The sequence below is a fragment of the Maribacter algicola genome (assembly GCF_003933245.1).
GTDB lineage: Bacteria > Bacteroidota > Bacteroidia > Flavobacteriales > Flavobacteriaceae > Maribacter > Maribacter algicola.
The window spans coordinates 212,461-236,046 of record NZ_QUSX01000001.1 but is presented as its reverse complement, the minus strand read 5'-3'; the positions used below and the strand labels follow the sequence as shown (position 1 = coordinate 236,046).

The 23,586-nt window shown below is 42.0% G+C and carries 17 protein-coding genes and 1 other RNA gene; 11 read left to right on the top strand and 7 right to left on the bottom strand.

All coding sequences use genetic code 11. The features are described 5' to 3' along the window. Positions 1–245: 245 nt before the first annotated feature. Positions 246–645, bottom strand: a transfer-messenger RNA (tmRNA) gene (gene ssrA, locus DZC72_RS00965). Positions 646–875: 230 nt separating this feature from the next. On the opposite strand from ssrA, the gene DZC72_RS00960 reads away from it, so the two are divergent. After that, a complete protein-coding gene (locus DZC72_RS00960; protein WP_125221067.1) occupies positions 876–2,084 on the top strand; it encodes an NAD(P)-dependent oxidoreductase in 1,209 nt (402 codons plus the stop codon). A 310-nt stretch (positions 2,085–2,394) separates the two neighbouring features. After that, entirely contained in the window at positions 2,395–3,729 is a 1,335-nt protein-coding gene (locus DZC72_RS00955; RefSeq protein WP_125221066.1) for a sensor histidine kinase, read from the top strand. Here DZC72_RS00955 and DZC72_RS00950 read toward each other — a convergent pair. Then, complete coding sequence (locus tag DZC72_RS00950) at positions 3,703–4,818, bottom strand: Sb-PDE family phosphodiesterase (protein WP_125221065.1); 1,116 nt, start codon at positions 4,816–4,818, stop codon at positions 3,703–3,705. The two genes, DZC72_RS00955 and DZC72_RS00950, sit on opposite strands and share 27 nt — an antisense overlap. An 84-nt stretch (positions 4,819–4,902) precedes the next feature. Then, positions 4,903–6,069, bottom strand: a complete 1,167-nt coding sequence (locus DZC72_RS00945; RefSeq protein ID WP_125221064.1) for a serine hydrolase domain-containing protein — start codon at positions 6,067–6,069, stop codon at positions 4,903–4,905. Between the two features lie 444 nt (positions 6,070–6,513). Between DZC72_RS00945 and DZC72_RS00940 the strand changes: the two genes are divergently transcribed. Beyond that, complete coding sequence (locus tag DZC72_RS00940; RefSeq protein WP_125221063.1) at positions 6,514–6,894, top strand: DUF1801 domain-containing protein; 381 nt, start codon at positions 6,514–6,516, stop codon at positions 6,892–6,894. Here DZC72_RS00940 and kdsA read toward each other — a convergent pair. Beyond that, positions 6,891–7,709 carry a 3-deoxy-8-phosphooctulonate synthase gene (kdsA, locus tag DZC72_RS00935; protein ID WP_125221062.1) on the bottom strand — a complete coding sequence of 273 codons (819 nt, stop codon included), beginning with the start codon at positions 7,707–7,709 and terminating at the stop codon, positions 6,891–6,893. The two genes, DZC72_RS00940 and kdsA, sit on opposite strands and share 4 nt — an antisense overlap. Positions 7,710–7,785: 76 nt before the next feature. Here kdsA and DZC72_RS00930 point away from each other — a divergent pair, with 76 nt between their 5' ends. From DZC72_RS00930 to DZC72_RS00920, 3 genes are all read left to right on the top strand, one after another. Beyond that, on the top strand, positions 7,786–8,367 hold the full coding sequence (locus DZC72_RS00930; protein ID WP_125221061.1) for a hypothetical protein: 582 nt from the start codon (positions 7,786–7,788) through the stop codon (positions 8,365–8,367). A 692-nt stretch (positions 8,368–9,059) separates the two neighbouring features. Further along, a complete protein-coding gene (gene typA, locus DZC72_RS00925) occupies positions 9,060–10,859 on the top strand; it encodes a translational GTPase TypA (protein WP_125221060.1) in 1,800 nt (599 codons plus the stop codon). 280 nt (positions 10,860–11,139) lie between these two features. After that, entirely contained in the window at positions 11,140–11,928 is a 789-nt protein-coding gene (locus DZC72_RS00920) for an SDR family NAD(P)-dependent oxidoreductase (RefSeq protein ID WP_125221059.1), read from the top strand. Positions 11,929–11,953: 25 nt separating this feature from the next. Here DZC72_RS00920 and ppgK read toward each other — a convergent pair whose 3' ends face one another. Both ppgK and DZC72_RS00910 read right to left on the bottom strand, forming a co-directional pair. Then, positions 11,954–12,703, bottom strand: coding sequence for a polyphosphate--glucose phosphotransferase (gene ppgK, locus DZC72_RS00915; protein WP_125221058.1), 750 nt, complete (start codon positions 12,701–12,703; stop codon positions 11,954–11,956). A 131-nt stretch (positions 12,704–12,834) separates the two neighbouring features. Then, a complete protein-coding gene (locus tag DZC72_RS00910) occupies positions 12,835–13,134 on the bottom strand; it encodes a hypothetical protein (RefSeq protein WP_125221057.1) in 300 nt (99 codons plus the stop codon). A gap of 605 nt (positions 13,135–13,739) precedes the next feature. Between DZC72_RS00910 and DZC72_RS00905 the strand changes: the two genes are divergently transcribed. From DZC72_RS00905 to DZC72_RS00890, 4 genes are all read left to right on the top strand, one after another. Beyond that, entirely contained in the window at positions 13,740–16,361 is a 2,622-nt protein-coding gene (locus tag DZC72_RS00905; protein WP_125221056.1) for an MGH1-like glycoside hydrolase domain-containing protein, read from the top strand. Positions 16,362–16,499: 138 nt separating this feature from the next. Then, positions 16,500–17,561 (top strand): pyridoxal-phosphate dependent enzyme, encoded by a 1,062-nt coding sequence (locus tag DZC72_RS00900; protein WP_125221055.1) that lies wholly within the window; start codon positions 16,500–16,502, stop codon positions 17,559–17,561. A 6-nt stretch (positions 17,562–17,567) separates the two neighbouring features. After that, entirely contained in the window at positions 17,568–18,632 is a 1,065-nt protein-coding gene (locus tag DZC72_RS00895) for a DUF1611 domain-containing protein (protein WP_125221054.1), read from the top strand. Next, a complete protein-coding gene (locus DZC72_RS00890; protein WP_125221053.1) occupies positions 18,629–19,687 on the top strand; it encodes a mandelate racemase/muconate lactonizing enzyme family protein in 1,059 nt (352 codons plus the stop codon). The genes DZC72_RS00895 and DZC72_RS00890 overlap by 4 nt, the downstream gene beginning before the upstream one ends. 12 nt (positions 19,688–19,699) lie before the next feature. Here the strand turns inward: DZC72_RS00890 and DZC72_RS00885 are convergent, their stop codons facing one another. Continuing rightward, positions 19,700–20,383, bottom strand: a complete 684-nt coding sequence (locus tag DZC72_RS00885) for a cell division ATP-binding protein FtsE (RefSeq protein ID WP_125221052.1) — start codon at positions 20,381–20,383, stop codon at positions 19,700–19,702. Between the two features lie 157 nt (positions 20,384–20,540). On the opposite strand from DZC72_RS00885, the gene DZC72_RS00880 reads away from it, so the two are divergent. Then, entirely contained in the window at positions 20,541–23,564 is a 3,024-nt protein-coding gene (locus DZC72_RS00880; RefSeq protein ID WP_125221051.1) for a tetratricopeptide repeat protein, read from the top strand. Positions 23,565–23,586: the final 22 nt, after the last annotated feature.

Sequence of the window (23,586 nt, the reverse complement as noted above, 5' to 3'; positions counted from 1 at the left end):
TCGCATTTAATTCTGAAATTTCGATTTTAGTGGAGACGGATGATTACCTTCGGTTATCCCTCCTTATTGATATTGCAAATAAGAAACCACGCCTTGGCGTGGTTTCTTAAGTGTCGTGGAGCCGGAGACGGCCGAGCGTTAAAAAAAGGTCTTGTAGACCTTTTTAGCGAAGGAGCGAGCTTGCCGCGCTGGCCTTCGAAGCCCGACGGCGTAACGAAAAAAGCCACCTAAAATGGTGGCTTTTGGAGTGGAGCCGGAGGGATTCGAACCCTCGTCCAAACAAGCAACGTCAGTGCTTTCTACATGCTTAGTATCTGTTTGGTTTTCGATGTGCACCTGACCAGATACGGCCTAATACACACTTATCTTCTTAAGGTTTTAGAGGCACCACCAAAGCGAGCGGATACCCTTGTGTTGACTTTTCTGGTGCTCCTAAATGAATCGCCGTCAACAAGGGCTATTCAGGAACATCTCGCTTCCCTACCTTGTAGGGACGAGGCATATCCTACTATAATTCGGATTATGCGGCAAGAGCGTAATTATTTTCGCCAATTAAAAGTGTGAAGTATGATATTAACGAGCTGTACCCCAGCGCTCGGCATGCTTACATTGCCATTGGTCTCGCTGTCAAAACCAGTCGGCCCCATTTTTTCAAAGAACTTGGCGTTTCCTTTTTTTCAAAAGGTCGGGCTATCGGCTTTATCTTTTTCTGTCTCCCCACTCCCAGTCCGAAAGAAATTTTCATTCTGGCGGGCGTTCGAAATGATAGAAAAAGTATATCGCCTCTATCCCTAACGCGGGTTGCAAAGCTAACAAAAGTTTGCGCACTGCTACAAATCCCTTTACATTTATGCAATATTTATACCAAAAGCTGTATGAAGTTCGGAATCATTAGAGAACGCAAGAATCCCCCAGATCGTAGGGTAGTTTTGCCTCCAGGAACCTGCCAAAAAGTCGTAGCGAGTTTTCCAAAAGCACGAATAATTGTGGAACCTTCTCCCATTAGAGCGTTCGACGACGACGCCTATAGGCAATTGGGTTTACCTGTGGAGGACTCCATGCAAGACTGCGATGTCCTTTTAGGGGTCAAGGAAGTTCCCATCGATGCGCTTATTCCAAATAAGAAATACTTTTTCTTTTCGCATACCATAAAAAAGCAGCCTTATAATAGAAATCTGTTACGGGCCATTTTGGAAAGGAACATTGAGCTCTATGATCATGAGGTCATAACCAATACCAGCGAGCAACGTTTGGTGGCCTTTGGTAGATATGCGGGTATCGTTGGTGCCTATAATGGTTTCCGTACCTATGGATTAAAATATGGATTGTTCGACTTGCCAAAGGCCAATGCCTTGCCTGACCAAAAAGCCTTGATACGTGAATTGAAAAATATCAGACTTCCTAATATAAAAATATTGCTTACGGGCAGGGGAAGGGTTGGCAACGGTTCCCGGGAAATGTTGGATGGCATGGGATTGAGAAGAGTGACCGTTGCTGAATATTTGGAAGAAGAATTTAACGAACCGGTCTATTGTCAGATCGATGCCGGGGAATACAACAGAAGAAAAGATGGTATAAGGGGAAATAAAGCAGATTTCTTTGCTCATCCGGAAGAATACAAATCGAATTTTTTCAGATTTGCAAAGGTGACCGATTTCTACATTGCCGGGCATTTTTACGGGCAAGGGGCACCCTATCTCTATACGAGGGAGGATGCCAAACATCCAGATTTTAAAATCAGGGTAGTGGCAGATGTAAGCTGCGATATTGACGGTCCTGTGGCTTCCACGATCAGGCCATCAACTATTGAAGATCCCATTTATGGGTATGATCCAAAAACAGAAAGTGAAACCGATTATAAAAACCAAAATGCCATCGCCGTTATGGCCGTGGACAATCTGCCGTGCGAATTACCCCGCGATGCCAGTGAAGGCTTTGGGGAAGCCTTTGTAAAGAATGTTATCCCTGCCTTTTTCAATGGGGATAAGGATGGTATCCTACAACGGGCGAGGATGACGCAAAACGGAAAGCTTACTGAAAGGTATGGTTATCTGCAGGATTACGTGTCCAATTCAGCAAAGTAGCCACAGTTCTATTTTTAAATGAGCAGCTTTAGATTGGTCATTCAATTTTAAAATGTTGTTTGCATGCAAGCAATCTTGGCTACTTGCTTACATTGATGTGTGTTTGTTTAAAAACGAAAGAAGTTCCATTATCGTCAAAAAACCCAATAAATCGGTTTACGTGAAATAACTATTATAAAATAGGTCTTGTAAAAGCTACCATCCATCTACAGTAAACCGCTATTCACCGTAACATCCATTCCCATTGGAATTACCAATCCTTTTAAGGGGAAAGGAAGGACGTAATTTCACCATAATAATTGGAAATAATATGTTTCGAATCATTGGTGCCATGGACGATTTTGAGTTAAGAAGCTCTCGTCCTGTTCTTTTACTAATTTCACCAGGTCTTTACCTTTATAGTATGGCTATTGGCTATTTTGATACGGAGCGTGTAGAACTGGATTGGGCTCCAGAGGTTTTAAGCCTTTTCTTCATGGTAGTAGGTCTCGCTCCATTTTTCTTAAATTCTTGGTGCCGAAAGTATTATGGGTATATTGTATTCGCGGCCCTCACGATATTTGCCCATTACTTGATAATTACCTCTGCCCTGAACCAATTTCATCTATCCTACCTGTTGGGTACCTATGTGGTTCTCTTTGGGGGCATTCTCTTGTTGACCCACAGAATATTAATCATACTTTATACCTTTTCCTCCTTCCTTCATTTGTTCCTACAATTGGGAGTGTCCAATGTTTCCTTTTCCGATAAAGGGGCCGTGCTATTATCCCTTGCCACCATTTTCGTTTTTTCAATGTTTATCCAGAACGGTTTTATCAGGTATAAATATAAATTGCGCAAGCAAAATATGGATTTGGAAACAATGGTAAAACAACGTACCAAGGCCTTGGAAAGAAGAGCTCGGGAATTATCCCTCAAAAATAGGGAGCTGGAAGAATTTGCCTATGTTGTCTCCCATGATATAAAGAGTCCGTTGCGCAACGTACACTCCTTGGGTACCTGGATTTTGGAAGATATGAATGATGGCAGATTGGAACAGGGCAAGGTCAACCTACAACTGTTAATGGATCAAGTGGGCCAGATGGATATGCTTGTAGATGGAATTCTTAAATACTCCTTGGGTATTGAAAAAAAGACAGTTACAGCTCTTTTGGATTTAAACGAAGTGGTAGATGGACTTATAAGGGCCAATAATTCAGAAAAGGTAATTATAGAAAAGGATAGTTCGCTGCCTCGTCTATTGGTAGATCGCACCCAAATGCTACAGGTTTATCAAAATTTGATTCAGAATGCCATAAAATATAATGACAAACCTATAGCATATATAAATGTAGGTGTCATGGATGAAGTGGACCGTTTTACATTTTATGTTCAGGACAACGGTATGGGCATTGCCAAGGAACACTTTGACCGTATTTTTAAATTGTTCCAAAAACTGGAGGAGGACAAACGTAAGGACTCCAGTGGTATTGGACTGGCCGTGGTGAAAAAGATTTTGGCTAAAAATGGAGGTGAAATCTGGTTGGAAAGCGAAGCGGGAAAGGGAACCACGTTTTACTTCTCCTTTTTAAAGGAAGATGTGCTCTTTAATTTCGGAAACAAAAAATCCCAGAAAGAATCATTGGCCTACTCTGAGGTCCCATGAAATAAGGGGATTCGTTCTAGGTGCCACGTAGGCACCCAAAGCCTTCAATTCTAATTGTAACTGTCCAAAATTTTCCAAGGTTTTGATGCGCAACGTTTCAGATGTTCCGGCCCTGATGGTAAAAATGGCGGGTTTGCTGTAAAAGGAATATGACATGGCATTTTCAAAAATAAGGTCGCTACTGCTCAGGTTCTCCAGCACCACTTCCAATACTTGGGTGTCCTCGATATATTTTACCGAATTTACTTGGATGCTTTTTTGAATCAATGGTACTAGATAGGCCTCCTTTCCTACTAGAAGTTCATTGTAAACCGCCACGGTCCTGCCTGCAAAAAGGGCTTCCTTAATGGAGGGCAATGTTTTTTCCTTTGCAAAAACCAAGGTTATAGGCCGATGGTTTCCCTTTTCAGTATAGTCCCAATCGATAAGTCCGTGCACATCACTCGTACCCATAATCGTAAGGTTGTATTCCAAGGCCAGTGCCAGGGATTCCTCAGCATAGTCTAGGCTATTAATGACTTCAATGCCATGTAATTGGCCTTTTTGGATTAGGTTTTTTTGAAAATCGCTCAGAATGGGAGTTCCTTTTGGACTTTGTGCATGCCATGCCGGGTGGTTCCAAAAAACAAAGGCTCCTTGTTTGTTGGCCTGAGCAAAGGCATCTTCTACTCTATCCTGTAGAATAGGGTTGGCATCTTCGATAAAAACGGCGTTGTTGTGGCCCATGGGAGCACTTCTAGTAATCTCTGAGCCATGTACTATTAGCAAGTCATGGTCCTGAGCTTCCTGCAATGCGATTTCGTACGAACGGTTTCTGTCCGGATGCGGGATATCTTCCTTATGTGGCTGATATTCCAAGTGTTCCGTAAGTGAAATCAAATCCAAATTATCCCGAAGGGCTTCCTGCACCCGGATGTTCGGCCAAACATTACCATCAGAAAATACGGTATGTATATGTAAATCGGTCTTGATGGTATTGTAGCCCGGAATATCTGGAAACGTCAAGGGTCTTGAGCTTTGATGGGAGTGGTCTTGGGCCGAAACCAAAAAAGAAAATAAAAAGAGTGGAATGTAATAGATTTTTCTCATAATGGTCTAAAATAGTACTTTCAGTTTTGTTGTGGGTACTCTTATCATGTCCAAAGGTTTATTAAATAGTTAATTTATTAATGGCTATTGACTTGGCTCGAACAAATCTGTATTTGGCCAAGCATCCTGACGCTCGATCATATTGTTCATAAATGTGTGGATTGCATCCAAAACAATAGCAAAATTCGATTCACCACTATTTACAAGTACAACATAAGAAAATGGATGTCCAACATGCAAAGCTGCCAGTGTTCCAGGTAATGCCCCATTATGTGTCCAACTACTCCTTAAAAGATAACTTACGCCCTCTCCTGCAGGCAAAATATTGTTGACATTGAATCTGCCATCGGATTTTACTGCAAGCAGGGCCAAGGATTTTGCATTGGAAATCCATCCACCGGCAGCATCTAATCGTTCAAGATTCATACTGTATGGAGAAGCCCATGTGGAATAGTACATGGTTTCATTGGGTAGTTTTTCTTCAATGGTGCTTTTTCCCATATATACATCATTGATCAAATTGGGTTCCAATATGTTCTCTTTCACGTAGTCTTTATAGCTTTGGCCACTTTTTGCTTCAATGATTTTACCCAAAAGTGCATACCCAAAATTGGAATATTGAAAACGTAGGCCAGGCTCGAAAGTCAACGAACGCTCATCCAATACTTTACCTGCTAGAGAATTAAAATTTAAATTAACGGGCTCGAACATGATGTCCGTAGGTTCGTTGGCAAAGCCCGCCGTATGTTCCACTAGGTGTTCTACAGTAATCTGCAATTCCTCTGTTTCATAGGGAAGACTACCATAGGTAGTGCCTAAAATTGAATTGGTCCCAAAAACACGCTCATTTATATCGAGTTTTTCATCAAGAATCAATTTGGAGATTGCCAAAAGGGTAATTGGTTTGGATATACTTGCAACCCGGAACAAAGTGGAATTTGAAACTGGAATTTTCTTGTCAACATCAGAAACCCCAAAAGCGTTTAGGTAAACCAATTTTTCATTCCGTATAATGGCAAGTTGGGCACCGCGAAAATTATTTTGGCCCATGAACCTTTCAAAATCAGTAGTTATTTCGTTAAGTGTTATCTGCGTAGTTGGTTGCTCCTTTTGCTCCTCGACTAATTCATCTGTTGGGGATGGAGCTAAGTTTCCGGATGGCTCCAAAGTCGCTAAAGGAGTGTCCGTATTCTCTTTGGTGCATGAAAACAAGATGATAGAAAAAATGATAAAGGGAAGTATTTTCCTCATAAAACCTGGTTTCAGTGAGTCTTAAAGATACTAATAAATACAAATCACAGCACGAACTTGTTAAGTCATAAACTATAAAAATATTTCAGCAATGTTATGGTTTGTCTTGGTATTTTAAAACTTATGGTAAAAAATGGAAATCTACGGATGAACCTTGAATACAGAGTGGTCATATCGGTAATATTACAAGGATTTAGTGCAATTGTTATAAAAGTTAAATATTGACCGTTTGCCATTTAAACGTTACAATTATATTTTAAGGACTTTTGCTGAATTTCTTTTTGAACTTTCTCAGAATTCAATATCACCTATATTACCATTTCTGTATTGCTTTTTACTTTTTAAAATTGATAGTTCAGATTAGATATTTATCTAAGTGCTATTTTGTAACTTGGAAATCAGGGATTGATATTTTTTAAAAATACTTTATACCTTGAGCTTGATATGAACCCAGCCGAAAACTATATTCTAAACCAGCCTGAGCCATTTCGCAGCATTTTATTACATGTTAAAAATGTTGTAGAACATACCATTCCTAATGCCACCATGAAGTATAAGTGGAAAATTTCCTGTTTTTATATAGACAAAACGCCATTGTGCTATTTGAACGTTTCCCAGAAAAAGGGTTTTGTCGATGTAGGGTTCTGGAACTCTGCCCACTTAACGAAGCATTTGGACAGGATGGTTTCGGAAAAGCGAAAAGTGGTCAAATCCCTTCGGTATACAACTCTGGAAGAAGTTGATGACACCGTCCTTATGGAGGTACTTCTGGAGGCCGAATCCCTTAAAAGCAAGGGCTTTTATAAAAGGGAGGACTTATCTTAAAATTGATTCACCACTGTTCTTAGTGCAACTAAATCCGTCAATAATTTTTCCATTAAACTTAATTCGAGCATATTGGCACCGTCACTTTTGGCATTTGCGGTATCAAAATGTGTTTCAATAAAAAGTCCGTCAACCCCTGCCGCGATACCTGCACGTGCCATGGTACCTATTAGGGCCGGCCTGCCGCCCGTAACTCCAGAAGATTGGTTGGGCTGTTGAAGCGAATGGGTAACGTCCAATACAACAGGCGCATACTGTTTCATGGTGGGAATACCCCTAAAATCCACGATCATATCCTGATACCCGAACATAGTTCCACGATCTGTTATAATGGCTTGCTCGTTACCTGTTTCCGTCACTTTATTAACAGCATGTTTCATACTTTCCGGACTCATGAATTGCCCCTTTTTTATATTTACTGTCTTACCGGTTTCAGCTGCTGCTACGACCAAATCGGTCTGTCTTGCCAAAAAGGCGGGAATTTGCAAAACATCCACATATTCTGCAGCCATAGTCGCGTCCTGTTCCGTGTGAATGTCAGTAATGGTAGGGATTTTAAAAGTTTCCGATACTTTACGCAAAATCTTGAGTGCCTTCTCATCTCCAATACCAGTAAAGGAATCCAATCTACTTCGATTTGCTTTTTTAAAACTTCCCTTGAAAACATAGGGTATTTTCAATTGCTCTGAAAGCGAAACAATATGCTCAGCAATTCGCAGCGCCATATCTTCCCCTTCAATGGCACATGGGCCTGAGAGCAAAAAGAAATTACCACTATCAGTATGTTTTATTTGGGGAATCTTGGTCAAATCCATCTTATAAATTTTTCATAAAGATAGTGTTATTCAATGGTATTGTTTTTAGATTTAAGTGTAACAACCATTATTCAACATGAACAAATTTTTTTTTATACTGCTAGTTTTGGTGGGCTTAAGGGTACAATCTCAAAGTAATGGGGTTGCAGAGAAGGGGTTTGGAATCGTCAATCTGGAACGTCACCAATTTAAGTTGGATTTACTATCTCCAGGAATATCCTATGAATTGGGATTGTTTAGAAATCAAAGTATTTCTACTGCCTTGGGCTTAGGTATGGCAGCCTATGAACCAGGCTATGTGTTTGGTTTAGCTATGAACAATCGTTATCGGTACTATCATAATTTTCGAAGTAGGACCAATAAAGGTAAAAATGTATCTGGTAATTCTGGTAATTATATCGCGGCAGCTCAAGCTATCTTTTTCTCTCAAGCTAGATTGACAACCAATATAATTGGACCTGACGATTTTAATGTGGGTTTCTATGGAATGGTCTATGGTATCCAGCGTACCTATGAAAAAGGCTTTAATTTTAATGCAGAGTTAGGCATGGGTTATTACCAAGGTGACGGCATTCAAAGTGGATATGGCCCTTTAATTGGTTTTACCTTCGGTTGGGTGGCTACCAAACGAAAATCTAGAAAACCGACTTTCGATTGATACTTTTAGCACAATAATTGATGACTAAAGATGATTAATTTTAACCAATCACAATTATTAGAACCGTTATCATCATTACTTTTTTGCTTAGTTCTTTAACTTCGAATCCACAGCTACGAAAGGATGTTGAGAACCATTAAATAACCATAAATACCTTATTGCCCGGTGTTGTTTATGAATTTGGGATTTAGAAAAGTTCAACACTGACTGCTGAGGCTACCATGGGTTTTGCCGATCAAGAATCTGATTTCTTTGACGACGGATTCGCGATTTATCCTATTGGAAGAATCCAGTATCGGGATTATTACAATTTTGATCGGAGAATACGAAAGGGAAAGCGAATTTCTGGCAATACAGGTAACTAAACCGCCCCAACCGTAGCGATCCAAGGTGGAAATGCGCTAATTGGCGATTTGGATTATGTTTCTAGATATACTTTGGCCTTGGGTGCTGTTTATTGAATTCAAAGAAATTACCTCGGTGGATTACAATTCCGTTTGGAAGCGGGTCCTGCCAACTTCATTGATGAATTTAATAATGGTATTGATTTGTTGTTGTCTGCCAATGTAAGGTGGGTATTGGGGATAAGAAAATCAAAATAATCCCTTCAAAATCAATAAGATAAAAATAACATTTGTTTGGCTAGATCTAAAGAAATTAAGACTATCTTTGCGCGCTTAAAATAAGGCTTTATGTCCAACACAAAAAATATTGCGATCATCGCACACGTTGACCATGGTAAAACTACCTTGGTAGACAAAATCATGTATCATTGCAGTTTGTTCCGTGAAAATGAAAATACCGGGGATTTGATCCTGGATAATAACGATTTGGAACGTGAACGGGGTATTACGATTACTTCCAAAAACGTTTCTGTGGTTTACAAGGACACGAAAATAAATATTATCGATACTCCGGGTCACGCGGATTTTGGTGGTGAGGTAGAACGGGTATTGAACATGGCTGATGGCGTCTTGTTATTGGTCGATGCTTTCGAGGGCCCCATGCCTCAGACCCGCTTTGTACTTCAAAAGGCCATAAATCTTGGTCTAAAGCCATGTGTGGTCATCAATAAGGTGGATAAGGAAAACTGTACACCGGAAGAGGTACATGAAAAGGTCTTTGATTTGATGTACGAATTGGGAGCTGAGGAATGGCAGTTGGATTTCCCTACTGTTTACGGTTCGGCCAAGCACAATTGGATGAGCTATGATTGGAAGCATCAAACGGACAATATAGAGCCTCTATTGGATATGGTCATTGAACATATTCCTTTGTTCGAACCCAAGGAAGGAAATACCCAGATGTTGATTACGTCCTTGGATTTCTCCTCCTTTACGGGTAGAATCGCCATAGGTAGATTACAGCGTGGAACTCTAAGCGAAGGCCAACCCATTTCTTTGGTCAAGAGAAATGGTAACATAGTAAAGTCCAGAATAAAGGAGCTTTTTACCTTTGAAGGTTTGGGTCGTAAAAAGGTCACTTCCGTTGAAGCTGGTGACATTTGCGCCTTGGTGGGTGTGGAAGGTTTTGAAATAGGGGATACCGTGGCTGATTTTGAGAATCCGGAAGGAATGAAGACCATCGCTATTGACGAGCCTACGATGAGTATGTTGTTTACAATTAACGATAGCCCGTTTTTTGGAAAGGATGGTAAGTTTGTGACATCCAGACATATCAAGGAACGTTTGGAGCGTGAATTGGAGAAAAACTTGGCACTTAGGGTAAATGAGACCGATAGTGCCGATAAATTTTTGGTATTTGGCCGTGGTGTACTTCACTTATCGGTTTTGATCGAGACCATGAGAAGGGAAGGCTACGAGATACAAATAGGACAGCCTCAAGTAATTATAAAGGAAATAGATGGGGTAAAATGTGAGCCCATCGAGCATTTGACCATAGATTTGCCAGAGGAAGTTTCTGGAAGGGCAGTGGAAATGGTTTCTATCCGAAAAGGCGAAATGACCAGTATGGAGGCCAAAGGCGACCGAATGATTTGTGAGTTTCAAATCCCGTCCAGGGGCATCATCGGATTAAGAAATCAATTGCTTACGGCAACTGCCGGAGAAGCGATCATGGCACATCGATTCTTGGAATACCAACCAATGAAAGGCGATATTCCACAACGTCAAAATGGCTCCTTGGTTTCTATGGAGACCGGTAAGGCAATTCCATATTCCATTGATAAATTACAGGAACGTGGTAAGTTTTTTGTGGATCCGGGTGAGGATATCTATGAAGGACAGGTTATTGGTGAAAACTCCCGTGGGGACGATATGACAGTAAATATCACCAAAACCAAGAAACTATCAAACGTACGTTCTTCAGGGGCCGATGATAAGGCCAGGATAGTTCCGGCCATTAAATTCTCTTTGGAGGAAGCCTTGGAATACATTCAAAAGGACGAGTACGTTGAGGTAACCCCAAAGCATCTAAGGCTGCGGAAGATTTACCTTACGGAAAACGACCGAAAGCGTAACAAGATAGCATAAAACCGGGCCCTGATTTTTCAGGGCCTTTTTATTTCTTGTACGTTTTGGGAAATCCCCAGGTTAATATCTTAAAAAGTCGATTTTTAGGCGAAACTGCGTTTGCCAAACTGGTAATTTTTTAATAGTTTTTTTCGTATTCCATAATCCAAACCAATCAATAAATAACGTTTTCGTAATAATTTACTTAAGCCTAAGTTTCTTTAAGCCCACCAAGTTTTTTTTTCTAATTTGACGACCATATTTGGCTCAAACTAACAAATAAAACTCATAAAGGATCAACATGCAATTAAAAGGAAAGAGGGTACTCATTACGGGTGGTACAAGGGGTATAGGTAGATGTATGGTACAGGAACTTATTGATGGTGGCGTAACCCATATTGCCATTATTGCCAGGGATAAAAAAGGTCTTAAGGAAATATCCGAGGCAAACCCTGAAGTAAAGTTTCTCCGAATTGCGGGTGATGTTGCCAATATCGACATTCTTAGAGAAGCCGCAGCACGTATCGAGGATAAATGGGGGTATTTGGATATATTGATCAACAATGCAGGTATCGTTTCGGCGGGACCTCTGGAGGAATTGCCGGATGAAGAAATTTACGACCAAGTAGCCGTCAACCTTACCGCAATATTGTTATTGACGAAATACTGCGTACCTTTATTAAAGTCATCCGAGGATGGTACCATACTCAATATTTCATCTGGACTCGGCTTGATTGGCATGCCATTTTACTCGGTTTACGGTAGTACCAAGGCGGCCATAAAACAGTTTTCGGACTCTATGAGAAGGGAGCTTGCCCCATTTAACGTTTCCGTTACCTGTTCCTTTCCCACGGCCACAGCCACTGATATGATGCAGAAATTCGAGGGAAGGGAAATGGATTCCCCGCAGCTTGTGGCCAAAAAATCCATTGAGGCCATGCTCAAAAAGGAACTACAAGTAATTTTTGGTGGGGATGAGCGCATAAAGGATAATGAGATGAATTTTATGGATCCTAAAAAGTTTGATGCGAAAGTTGTGGAAACTTACGAGCAATTTAAGGCATCGAGCGAGGGACACAAGGCTTTGTAGTTTTACATGACCAAAAGTAGCTTCCCTATACCTTTGGAGCTTTGTGCAAGCATGCCACGGCCGCACCGATGATTCCTGCATGATTTTCCAGTTCCGCTGGTATAACAGGCGTCTCGATTTTTATTTTCTTCTTGAATTCCTTAAAATCCTTTGAGGCGCCGCCACCTAGAATAATAAGGTCAGGGGAGATAATTAGTTCTACATATTCCAAAAAGGTATTGAAACGCTTCCCCCATTTTTTATAGGATAGACCCTCCCTGTCCTTGGCACTACCAGCCGCCCATAGTTCAATTTTGTTATATTTTTTGTAAGGTATTTGGCCAAGCTCAAAATTAGGGATCAATTGTCCATTGAAAAAGGCCCCGCTTCCTAGGCCAGTACCAATGGTAATCATGACCACCAAGCCTTCTTTTCCCCGTCCAACACCATAATTCATGGTTGCATAACCGGCAGCATCGGCATCATTGATAACCGTAAAATCCAATCCGGTTTTTTTCTCCAATAGCTCTTCAACATTAACACCTAACCAGCTCGGGTCCAAGTTCCCCGGGGACTTACAGACACCTTTTTTGATGATGGTTGGAAATCCGCAGCCTACCTTGCCTTTGTAGTCAAAATGTTTTACAATTTCGGCAATGACATCGGCCATGGCTTCGGGCGTTCTTGGTTTGGGAGTGGGAATGCGAAACCTTTCGGTTAGCATTTTACCACTTTCAGCATCTACCAATGCACCTTTTATTCCTGAGCCGCCTACATCAATACCAAGTAAAGTCATGTCGAAAATTTAAAAGAGATTACAAAGAAACAAAAAAGATTCCTTTCCTTGAATTTTATAGGGCGGTAGGTAGTTTTAGTGGTTTCTAAAAGTGGCCAAGGCCTATTTTCCGTACGTCCGAAGAATATTTACTATTCCAATAGTTTCAGGCCAATAATGGTGTTATATTCCATGTCATCGTCCTCCCCAATTTCCAAGGTAAATGTAATGTTGAACAATTTTCCCACCAGTGCTTCGTCCATCAGGTCAAAAGCCTCCGAAGCTTCTTCGGTAATGTCATGGAATTCATAGATTTCTCCTTTATCTCCCTTAAAATAGTATATACCGTCCTCATGTCTGTCATAGATTCCGTTGACCCTTACGGTGTCCTGAACGATGTTTCCTTTAGATGTGGCGGCAATTAGAACGAAGGCTATAAGTAGTGTTTTCATAGTGCATAATTTTGTTTGTTTCCCATTATTGTTTTTTGATTGGAACCCTATTTTTTGAGGTATTCATAATCAATGCAAATGAACTCAATTTTTTTAAATGTTCAATCTTTTCCTTCTTTTTTTGTGCCAGTGATTTTATTATGAAAAATATTGATAATCAAATACTTGTACTTCATTAAAATCGGTTCTCAAGAATCTGAAGGTTCTGTATCCCTTATCGGCCTATATAAATTTCACCAAAATTGAGTTGTTCTTACGGATTTCAAGTACCGGCCAGGAGGTTGTGTTGGAAAACTTACATGGAGGCACGTTTTTTTCTTATACGCCAAAAGAAGTATCCTTTGAAATGGAATCCGTGTTAAGTAACGGATTTTGGTACTTGCTTTCATTGTCTTATGAGTTTGGTAATTTATCTATAGGTAAAAGATCAACCAAATAAAAGTTGGCCTGCAATAATAACAATACATCAATAGTTTTAATCACCCTGATCAATTGCGTAAATTAATTTTATTTTTAACGTTTTATTTTCAAGGGAGTGTCATTGAACCATTCCTATTTTGGAGGTTCAGACAATTATTTTCCATTTTATAAAAAGGATTCAGTTTATGTCATTAAAAAATGCTGAAGAGCAGCGTCTCGCCGTTGGAGATAATTACAAGAATTGGAAACGATGGGGTCCCTATTTGGCCGAACGCCAATGGGGAACGGTACGGGAGGATTATAGTGCCAATGGCCAGGCGTGGAATTTTGTGGATCATGATAAGGCACGTAGCAATGCTTATAGATGGGGCGAAGAGGGGATTGGCGGTTTCTGCGATTCTAGGGAAATCCTTTGTTTGGCACCGGCCTTTTGGAATGGAAAGGATGCCATCTTGAAGGAACGTTTGTTCGGTCTTACCAATGGTGAGGGCAATCATGGTGAGGACGTAAAGGAACTATATTTTCATCAAGTTTCCACTCCTACTCATTCCTATAACAAGTATTTGTACAAATACCCTCAAAAGAAGTTTCCTTATACGGACCTAGTGAAGAAAAACAGGTCTAGGAGTAGGGAGGAATCTGAATATGAGATTCTGGATACCAAAGCCTTTAGGAACAATACCTATTTTGATTGCTTTATTGAATATGCCAAGGCCGATGTTGGGGATATCCTAATGAAGATTACCGTAGTGAATCGGTCATCAAAAAAGTCCTCCATCCATGTGCTACCACATTTATGGTTCAGGAACTTTTGGAAACACAATAAACGTTTTGAAAGGCCAAGCATGAAAGCTGTTTCGGAGAACTGCATACAGTCCAGAAGTATTAGGAACGGTCGCTATTATCTCTATCATGAAAAGGGCAAGCAGCTTTTTTGCGAAAACGAGACTAATAACAAACGTATTTATAATGTGGACAATGAGGTTCCATACGTCAAGGACGGTATCAATAACCACGTGGTAAACGGAATGGATACCGTAAATCCAGAAAAGACGGGGTCCAAATTTGCCGTTTGGCACAAATTGACCTTAAATGCTGGTGAGGAAAAATCGGTGAGGATACGCTTGAGCAAACGAAAATTGGATGATCCCTGGACTGGGTTCGATACTATTTTTGAGAGTCGCATTCGGGAATGTGAGGAGTTTTACAATGATATAGTATCAAAAAAGGACTTGCCCCAAGCACATAAGGACATTGTGGAAAGGGCATTTTCTGGATTATTGTGGACCAAGCAGTTTTATTACTATGATGTCTACAAGTGGCTTTTTGGAGGACCTGGGGAACCAAAACCTTATAGGGAAAGCCCCAGAAATTTTAGTTGGCAGCATTTGACCAACAGACATGTCATTTCCATGCCGGACAAATGGGAATATCCTTGGTATGCCGCCTGGGACTTGGCCTTTCATATGGCTTCCTTTGTGGAGATAGACCCATATTTTGCCAAGGAACAGCTCATTTTGATGTTGCGGGAAAGCTACATGCATCCCAATGGGCAGATTCCCGCATATGAATGGAATTTCAGCGATGTAAATCCGCCCGTACATTCATGGGCCGTTTGGAACGTCTACGATAAGGATAAGCAAAAAACTGGAACGGGGGATATTCATTTTTTGGAAAAGGCCTTCCAGAAATTGTTGATCAATTTCACTTGGTGGGTCAATCAAAAGGATAAAAGCGGGACGGACCTTTTTGAAGGTGGCTTTTTGGGTTTGGATAATATTGGAGTCTTCGACAGGAACCATATGCCACCGGGAATTACCAGAATGCAGCAGGCAGATGCTACGAGTTGGATGGCTATGTTTACCCTCAACATGCTTAGAATGAGTTTGGAACTTTCCAAAGGCAACAAATCCTACGAAGATTTGGTAGCTAAGTTTTTCAGGCATTTTTTAAACATAGCCTGGGCCATGCACCATATAGGTAAAAAGGATATTTCGTTATGGGATGATGAGGATAATTTCTATTATGATGTAGTCGAAATGGATAGCGGAATGACGAATCGTTTGAAAGTCAGGTCATTAGTAGGTATTATTCCTCTGTTTGCCGTTGAGATTATCCATAAAGATCTTTTTGAAGAACTAAAGGAATTCAGGAGAAGGGCAGCGGACATCGTTAGAACCAGACCAGACTTAGCATCACTAATATCCAATATTGAAGAAACCAATGCAGATGGCAATTACCTTTTCTCCATTATGCGGGGATTTCGGTTGGAGCGTTTACTAAGGCGTTTGTTGGACGAGGACGAGTTTTTGTCCGACTATGGTATCCGATCGCTTTCAAAGTACCACGAGGAGCATCCATTTGTGTTCAAGCACCATGGACATCATCAGATTCAATATGAACCGGGTGAAAGTCGTTCCAACATGTTCGGAGGAAATTCCAATTGGCGCGGCCCAATTTGGTTGCCCTTAAATTATATGATCATACAATCCCTGCGAAAGTACTATTTGTTTTATGGGGATTCCTATCAATATGAATTCCCATTTGGGTCTGGCAGGAAGCTCAATCTAAAGCAAATTGCCAATGAGCTCAGCAAGAGGTTATTGAAGCTATTTGAACGTAATGAGGACGGAAAGTTCCAATATCATTCCGATGATGAAAACAAGTTGTTTACCAATGACCCCCATTTTAAGGACCATCATTTGTTTTATGAGTTTTTTGATGGCGATCACGGGAAAGGCTTGGGAGCATCACACCAAACGGGCTGGACGGCCCTGATTGCAAATTTGATCATGGAAATGGATTAGGTTTATGGTTTTTATCCATGTAGCCGGATGGTCTTCGTATAGAAAAAGCGTATTCAGCGCTATTTTCAAAAAACATCTTTTCAGGTCAATTCCGTCTTTGAATTTAGTTTATCTTCATTCCAATCATTTCAACTATAAATGGATCTTAAGGACGGTGTAAGGACCTCGGAAAACAAAGTCTCATCAGAGGCTCGTAAATTGAGCGCATTTGTACGAGACCATACAAAAAACCTTGTGGACCGCTTGGAGTGCTATGAGGACATAATCAGCTTGGAAATTGGCGATACGGGCCTAAGCAGGGCCAAAACTTTGGAGCGGGAGTTTGACTTGAGGCAATTGTACATCAAATATGAGGGTGATAATCCAACAGGCACCCAAAAAGATCGCATAGCCTTTGCCCAATTGTACGATGCCTTGAGAAGGGAGTTCGATACGGTTACCTTGGCAACCTGTGGCAATTATGGAGTTGCGGTTGCTTTGGCGGCCAATCTTGCCGGGATAAATTGTAAAATATTTATTCCGGAAAGCTACCATACCGATCGTATCACAGAAATGGAGGGGTTGAAGGCCGAAATTATCCGATTACCGGGAAGCTACGAGGACGTGGTTATGGAAAGTTCCAAATTGGCAAAAAAAAATGACTGGTACGATGCCAATCCCGGTGGTTCCAATACACCCCTGCAAATCAGTGCCTATTCCCAATTGGCCGTGGAAATTTTTGAGGATTTGGGCGATGCTCCAAAATATTGTGCAGTACCCGTCTCCAACGGCACGCTGATTGCCGGTATTTTTAGGGGCTTTGTAACCTTATATAAAAGGGGCAAAACCTCTAGAATACCTAAAATGATAGCCGCTTCATCCGCCAATAAAAATCCAATAGTTTACTCATTTTTACACGGTTTTGACCATTGCAAGGATCTGAGGCCTGAGCTAATCAAGGAAACCAAACTAAATGAACCATTGATCAACTGGCATAGCTTTGACGGCGAAGAGGCACTTTATGCAATTAAGGAATCCCATGGAGAGGCCTTTAATATAAGTGATAAGAAATTGCGCGATATGTCCACCTATTTGAGCAAGAAGGAGGGGTACAAGATTCTTCCCGCCGCTACTGCTGGATTGATTGCTTTGTTGGAACTGAATGAAAAAATGAATTTTGAGGCCGACCGATTTGTGGCCGTACTCACTGCAAAAAATTAATTTGGAATGAAACGAATAATCGATGGAAAGGCCTTGGTTTATTGTGAAGGTGCATTTAATACACCAAATGGAAAAACCGCCCATGGATTGGTACGCTTTACGGAGCGGTATGAGATTCTAGGGGTCTTGGATTCAAGATATGCGGGACAGGATGCAGGACAAGTCTTGGATGGCAGGGACAATGGGGTCAAGGTTTTTAAGGATTTGGAGGAGGCCATTAAGGCCATAGATGCAAAGCCTGACTATTTGGTAGTGGGGTTGGCCCCAGATGGCGGCCGATTACCCGAGGAGGCCAAGGGAAGCATAAAATTGGCTCTACAGCATGGGATGAACGTGGATAGTGGTCTTCACGATTTTTTGACAAATGATCCGGAGCTGGTGGCGTTGGCCAAAAAAAATAAGGTTGCGATCCGTGATATTAGAAAGACTCCGGATAGGGACAAGCTACATTTTTTTACGGGCGATATTGAAAAGGTGGATTGTCTCAAATTGGCCGTTTTAGGTACGGATTCCGCGCTGGGAAAAAGAACCACCGCTTGGATTCTGGTGCATGGGTTCAGGGAAGCTGGTAAAAAGGCCGAAATGATCGGAACGGGACAGACCGCTTGGATGCAGGGGGCCAAATATAGCATGGTCATGGATAGCTGTATCAATGATTTTGTTTCCGGGGAAATAGAGCATGCCGTTGTAAGTGCTTGGAAAAATGAGGACCCTGATGTAATTGTCATTGAAGGTCAGGGAAGTTTAATGAATCCTGCATATCCCGGTGGTTTTGAGATTTTGGCTGCGGGTAGACCTGATTATGTAATCCTGCAGCACGCTCCAAAAAGGTTGGAATATGACGGTTTTCCGGGGTATCGTCTCCACTCCTTGGAAGAGCAGATCAATGCAATACAGGTGATTTCCGGTAAGGAGGTCATTGCCGTTACGGTAAACCATGAGGGCATGACCAAGGCTGAGATTCCAGAAATGTGCAAACAGATTACCATGAAAACAAAGTTGCCCGCTTATGACGTATTGGAGTTTGGGGCAAAGGAATTGGTAAATCTCTTAGTAGGTAAAATGGAATGAAGATTACAAAGGTAAGCTACGAGCGATTGGATCTGGCACTTTCAGTTCCCTATACGATTGCATATGAAAAAATCGATGCGACCACAAATTTTATCATAAAGCTCGAAACCGATGGAAATTTGGTTGGGTATGGTTGTTCCGTACCCGATACGGAAGTTACGCACGAAACCCCTAAAGAGGTTAAAAATGCCCTCGACAGCATCATAGTTCCGTATCTAAAAAATAAGGACCCTTTCACATTTGCCCTGATTCTTTCAGAATTAAGAACGCTCTTAGGAAAAAAGTCGAGCTGTTTGGCCATGGTAGATCTTGCCCTATATGACTTATTGTCCAAAAAGGCTCAGGTTCCATTGTTCAAGTTTTTGGGAGGTTATAGATCGAGCATACCCACCAGTATCACCATTGGAATCCTGAATATGGGGGAGACCGTTCGACAGGCCTACGAATATACGGCTATGGGCTTCTCGATCCTAAAAATTAAGGGCGGCTTAAATTTGGAGGAGGATATTGCCAAGATGATTCGCTTACATAAGGAATTTCCTGGGGTAAGGTTTCGTTTTGATGGAAACCAGGGATATACCGTTCAAGAATCCATCGCTTTTGTAAAGGCCACCTCGGCCATTGGGATTGAAATATTCGAACAGCCTACCAAGCATGAATCCGATGAACATTTGGGGGAGGTTACGGGGCAAGTGGACATTCCCGTAATGGCCGATGAAAGCCTTAAAACCTTGACCGATGCCTTCAGATTGGCACAGAACGAACGGGTGGATATGGTGAACATCAAACTTCAAAAAGTTGGGGGCATCCTTACGGCGAACCATATTAGCTCCGTTGCCAAGGCCGCCAATTTGGAGACCATGGTGGGATGTATAGATGAATGTGGTTTGGGAATCTCCGCAGGTCTCCATTTTGCCCTTTCAAGACCTAATATCGTATATGCCGATTTGGATGGACACCTAGATATAGTTGGAGACCCTTTTAAAAAAATTTTCAGGTTGGAGAAAGGCGTTCTTTTTCCATCGGACGCTTATGGATTGGGATTTTCAGAGTAAAAAGTCCAAGAATTAAACCGCCTTTTGAACTACCTCGAATACTTTGTTTGAGTCGCACTTGATGGTTTTTGAGGGGTATTTGAGAATAAGTGCATAATCATGGGTCGCCATTAAGATCGTGCGGCCAGATTTGTTGATTTCCTGAAGTACCTTCATTACTTCCACACTGGTTTGGGGATCTAGGTTTCCGGTAGGTTCGTCAGCCAAAATCAATTCCGGGTCGTTCAACAGGGCCCTGGCAATAGCCACACGTTGTTGTTCCCCACCTGATAGTTCATGCGGAAACTTGAAGCCCTTGGTCTTCATGCCTACTTTCTCCAAAACCTCTACCACCCGGGCATCCATTTTGGCCTGGTCCTTCCATCCTGTCGCCTTTAGGACGAACAGCATGTTTTGGTTTATATTTCTATCGGGCAGCAACTTAAAATCCTGAAAAACGATGCCCAGTTTTCGCCTTAGGAAAGGGATGTCGTTCTCCTTAAGTGTCTTTAAATTGAAGTCCACTATCTTTCCTTCCCCTTTTTGCAAGGGTAGGTCGCCGTATAGGGTTTTCATAAAGCTACTTTTTCCACTGCCAGTCTTTCCTATAAGATAGACGAATTCTCCCTTGGCCACATGTATGTTCACTTCGCTGAGCACCAAGCTTTCCTTCTGAAAAATGGATGCATCCTTTAACTCTAAAACCGTCTCTTCCATAAATTCTCTGTTGATATAAAAGTAATAAGTTCCTTTTGATAACGCCGTACCCTTGAACAAATTCTTTTCTTTTGTACCCGCAACCCACATACTTAGGAACAATTTTTGCCGTTATCCTTTGTGATACTACGGTAATTCAAAATAGTAAGAGAACACTATGCTTCATAAAATCACCGCTTTTCTTCCATTGGTCATGGGAGTTTTTTGGATGGCAACTGCCCAAGAGTCAAAAATCTATACCCACGAAAACAAGGATTTTCAGGATGCACTGGCCCTTTATAACAATGAACAGTTTCAGGCCGCCCAGACAATTTTCGAAAAGGTGAAGGCTACCACCAAGGACGAGGAGATTGCCGCCAACAGCGCCTATTATGCGGCGAATGCGGCCGTACGGTTGAACCAGCCCGGTGCGGACCGCATGATGGAGGAGTTTGTCGAAAACTACCCCACTTCCACTAAAAAAAATTCTGCCTTTGCAGATGTAGCGGAATACTATTTTGACACGGGAAAATATCCTTACGCCCTAAAATGGTACAACAAGGTGGACCAGAGCGCCTTGTCTATGGGCGAAATGGACAAATTCAATTTTAATTATGGGTATTCACTCTTTTCCTCAAGCAAGCCAAAAGAAGCGGAGCGGTATCTGGAGAAGGTGACAACTTCCCCGGTATATGGATCCCAAGCCAAATATTATCTGGGGTATATTTCCTACCAACAAGATGATTATGAAGCGGCCAATGAGCGTTTTGACCAGATTACGGACCAGAATGTATTGGAAGAAAAATTGAGTTATTATCAGGCCGATATGAACTTTAAGCTAGGTAAGTTCGAGGAAGCGATTGCCTTGGCCAAGAAGCAATTACCAAAGTCCGATAGAACCGAAGTATCGGAACTTAATAAAATCATCGGCGAGAGTTACTTCAATCTCGGCCAGTACGAAAATGCCATCCCGTACCTACAAGAATACAAGGGAAAACGCGGCAAATGGAACAATACGGATTACTACCAATTGGGCTATTGCTATTACAAACAGGGAGACTATGCCAATGCCATTGCCCAGTTCAATAAGATAATCGGGGGTACCAATAGCGTATCGCAAAATGCCTATTATCACTTGGCGGAGTGCTATTTGAAACAGGACCAAAAACAGGAAGCGTTAAACGCATTTAGGAATGCCTCGCAAATGGATTTTAATCCAGATATAAAGAAGGATGCCTTTCTTAACTATGCCCGATTGAGCTATGAAGTGGGGAATGCCTACGAACCTGTACCACAGGTAATAACGAACTATCTGGATGCCTATCCCAACGACGAAAACAAGGAGGAAATGCAGACCCTCTTGGTGGACTCCTTCATTACATCCAAAAATTTTGCAGGGGCGATGGAACTGTTGGAGAGGAACCAAAATTATGCCACCAAGGAAACCTATCAAAAGGTGGCCTACTACAGGGGTCTGGAATTGTACATGGAAGGGGATTATAGTGCGGCATCGGAAGTCTTGGGAAAATCCTTGGGCAGTGCCGTCAATGATTCCTTTAGGGCGCGTGCAACATATTGGAAGGCCGAAGCGGATTATCTCCTGAATCGGTTTGATGCCGCTGCGATAGGGTTCAGGGACTTCAAACAAAACCCTGCTTCCAAAAAAGTAAATGAAGGAAATGACGTGGATTATGATTTGGCCTATGCATACTTTAAACAAAAGGACTACGCCAATGCCATTACCTATTTCAGCGCTTTCACCGATGCCCAAAAGGACGATGTTGAGAAGTTGCATGACGGTTATCTGCGATTGGGCGACAGTTATTTTGCGACCAGCAAATACTGGCCGGCCATAGAGACCTACAACAAGGCCTTGGCATTGACCGGACCTGAAAAGGATTACGCGGCTTATCAAAAGGCTATGAGCTATGGTTTTGTTGATAGGACAGAAAGTAAAATTGAAAACCTCGAGAATTTCGTGTCACAATACCCAAGGTCAACATTTAAGGACGATGCTCTGTTTGAACTCGGCAATACCTATGTGTCCACAGGGCAGGAGAACAAAGGGCTCCAGGCCTATGACCGATTGATCAATGATTTTAGGGGAAGTTCCCTTGTGCCACAGGCCCTTATGAGGCAGGGGCTCGTATTTTACAATTCCGGAAGGAACAATGAGGCACTGGGCAAGTTCAAAACCGTGGTGCGGGATTTTCCCAATACCCAGGAGGCCATTCAAGCAGTTTCCACGGCCAAGTTGGTATACGTGGATTTGGGTAGGGTGGATGAGTACGCCAGTTGGGTAAACGGATTGGATTTTGTTGAGGTGACCAATGCAGAACTGGACAACGCCACTTTTGAATCGGCCCAAAAACAGAATATGGAGGGCAAGACCGATGCAGCTATTCGGGCCTATAAAAAGTACATACAGGAATTCCCTAACGGATTACATGCCCTAGATGCCAATTTCAGTTTGGCACAACTATACTTTGGTGAAGGGGATAAGGATGCCGCTTTGCCCTATTACAAATATGTGGCGGACAAGACCACCAGCGAATATGCGGAGCAGGCCCTGACCCGGGTTTGCGAGGTGTATATTGGAAAACAGGATTACGCGACCGCGCTGCCTTATTTGTTGAAATTGGAAGATCAGGCCAACATCCAACAGAACAGGACCTTTGCCCAATCAAACCTGATGAAGGGATATTACGGGCAAAAGAATTATTCCAAAACATTGGAGTATGCTGAGAAAGTTTTAGGCACGCCTAGCATAGACGACCGTATCAAGAGCGACGCCCAGATCATGATCGCGCGTTCTGCCATCGCCACGGGGAACGAATCCAAGGCAAAATCAGCCTATGCCCAAGTTTTGACCATAGCATCTGGAGCGACCGCCGCAGAGGCATTGTACTATGATGCCTATTTTAAGAACAAGGAAGGTGATTATGAATCCTCGAATATTTCAGTGCAGAAATTGGCAAAGGACTACGCCACCTACAAGGAATGGGGCGGTAAAGGGTTGGTTTTGATGGCCAAAAACTTTTATGCCTTGGGAGACTCCTACCAGGCAACTTATATTCTGGATAGCGTCATTTCCAATTTTGGTCAATATCCTGAAATCGTTGCTGTGGCCCAAGGGGAGCTGGCCATGATAAAATCCAAGGAATCACAGAGGAATTCTTCAGTAGATCCAAATCAAGAATAAACACGCATAGTAATAGAACACG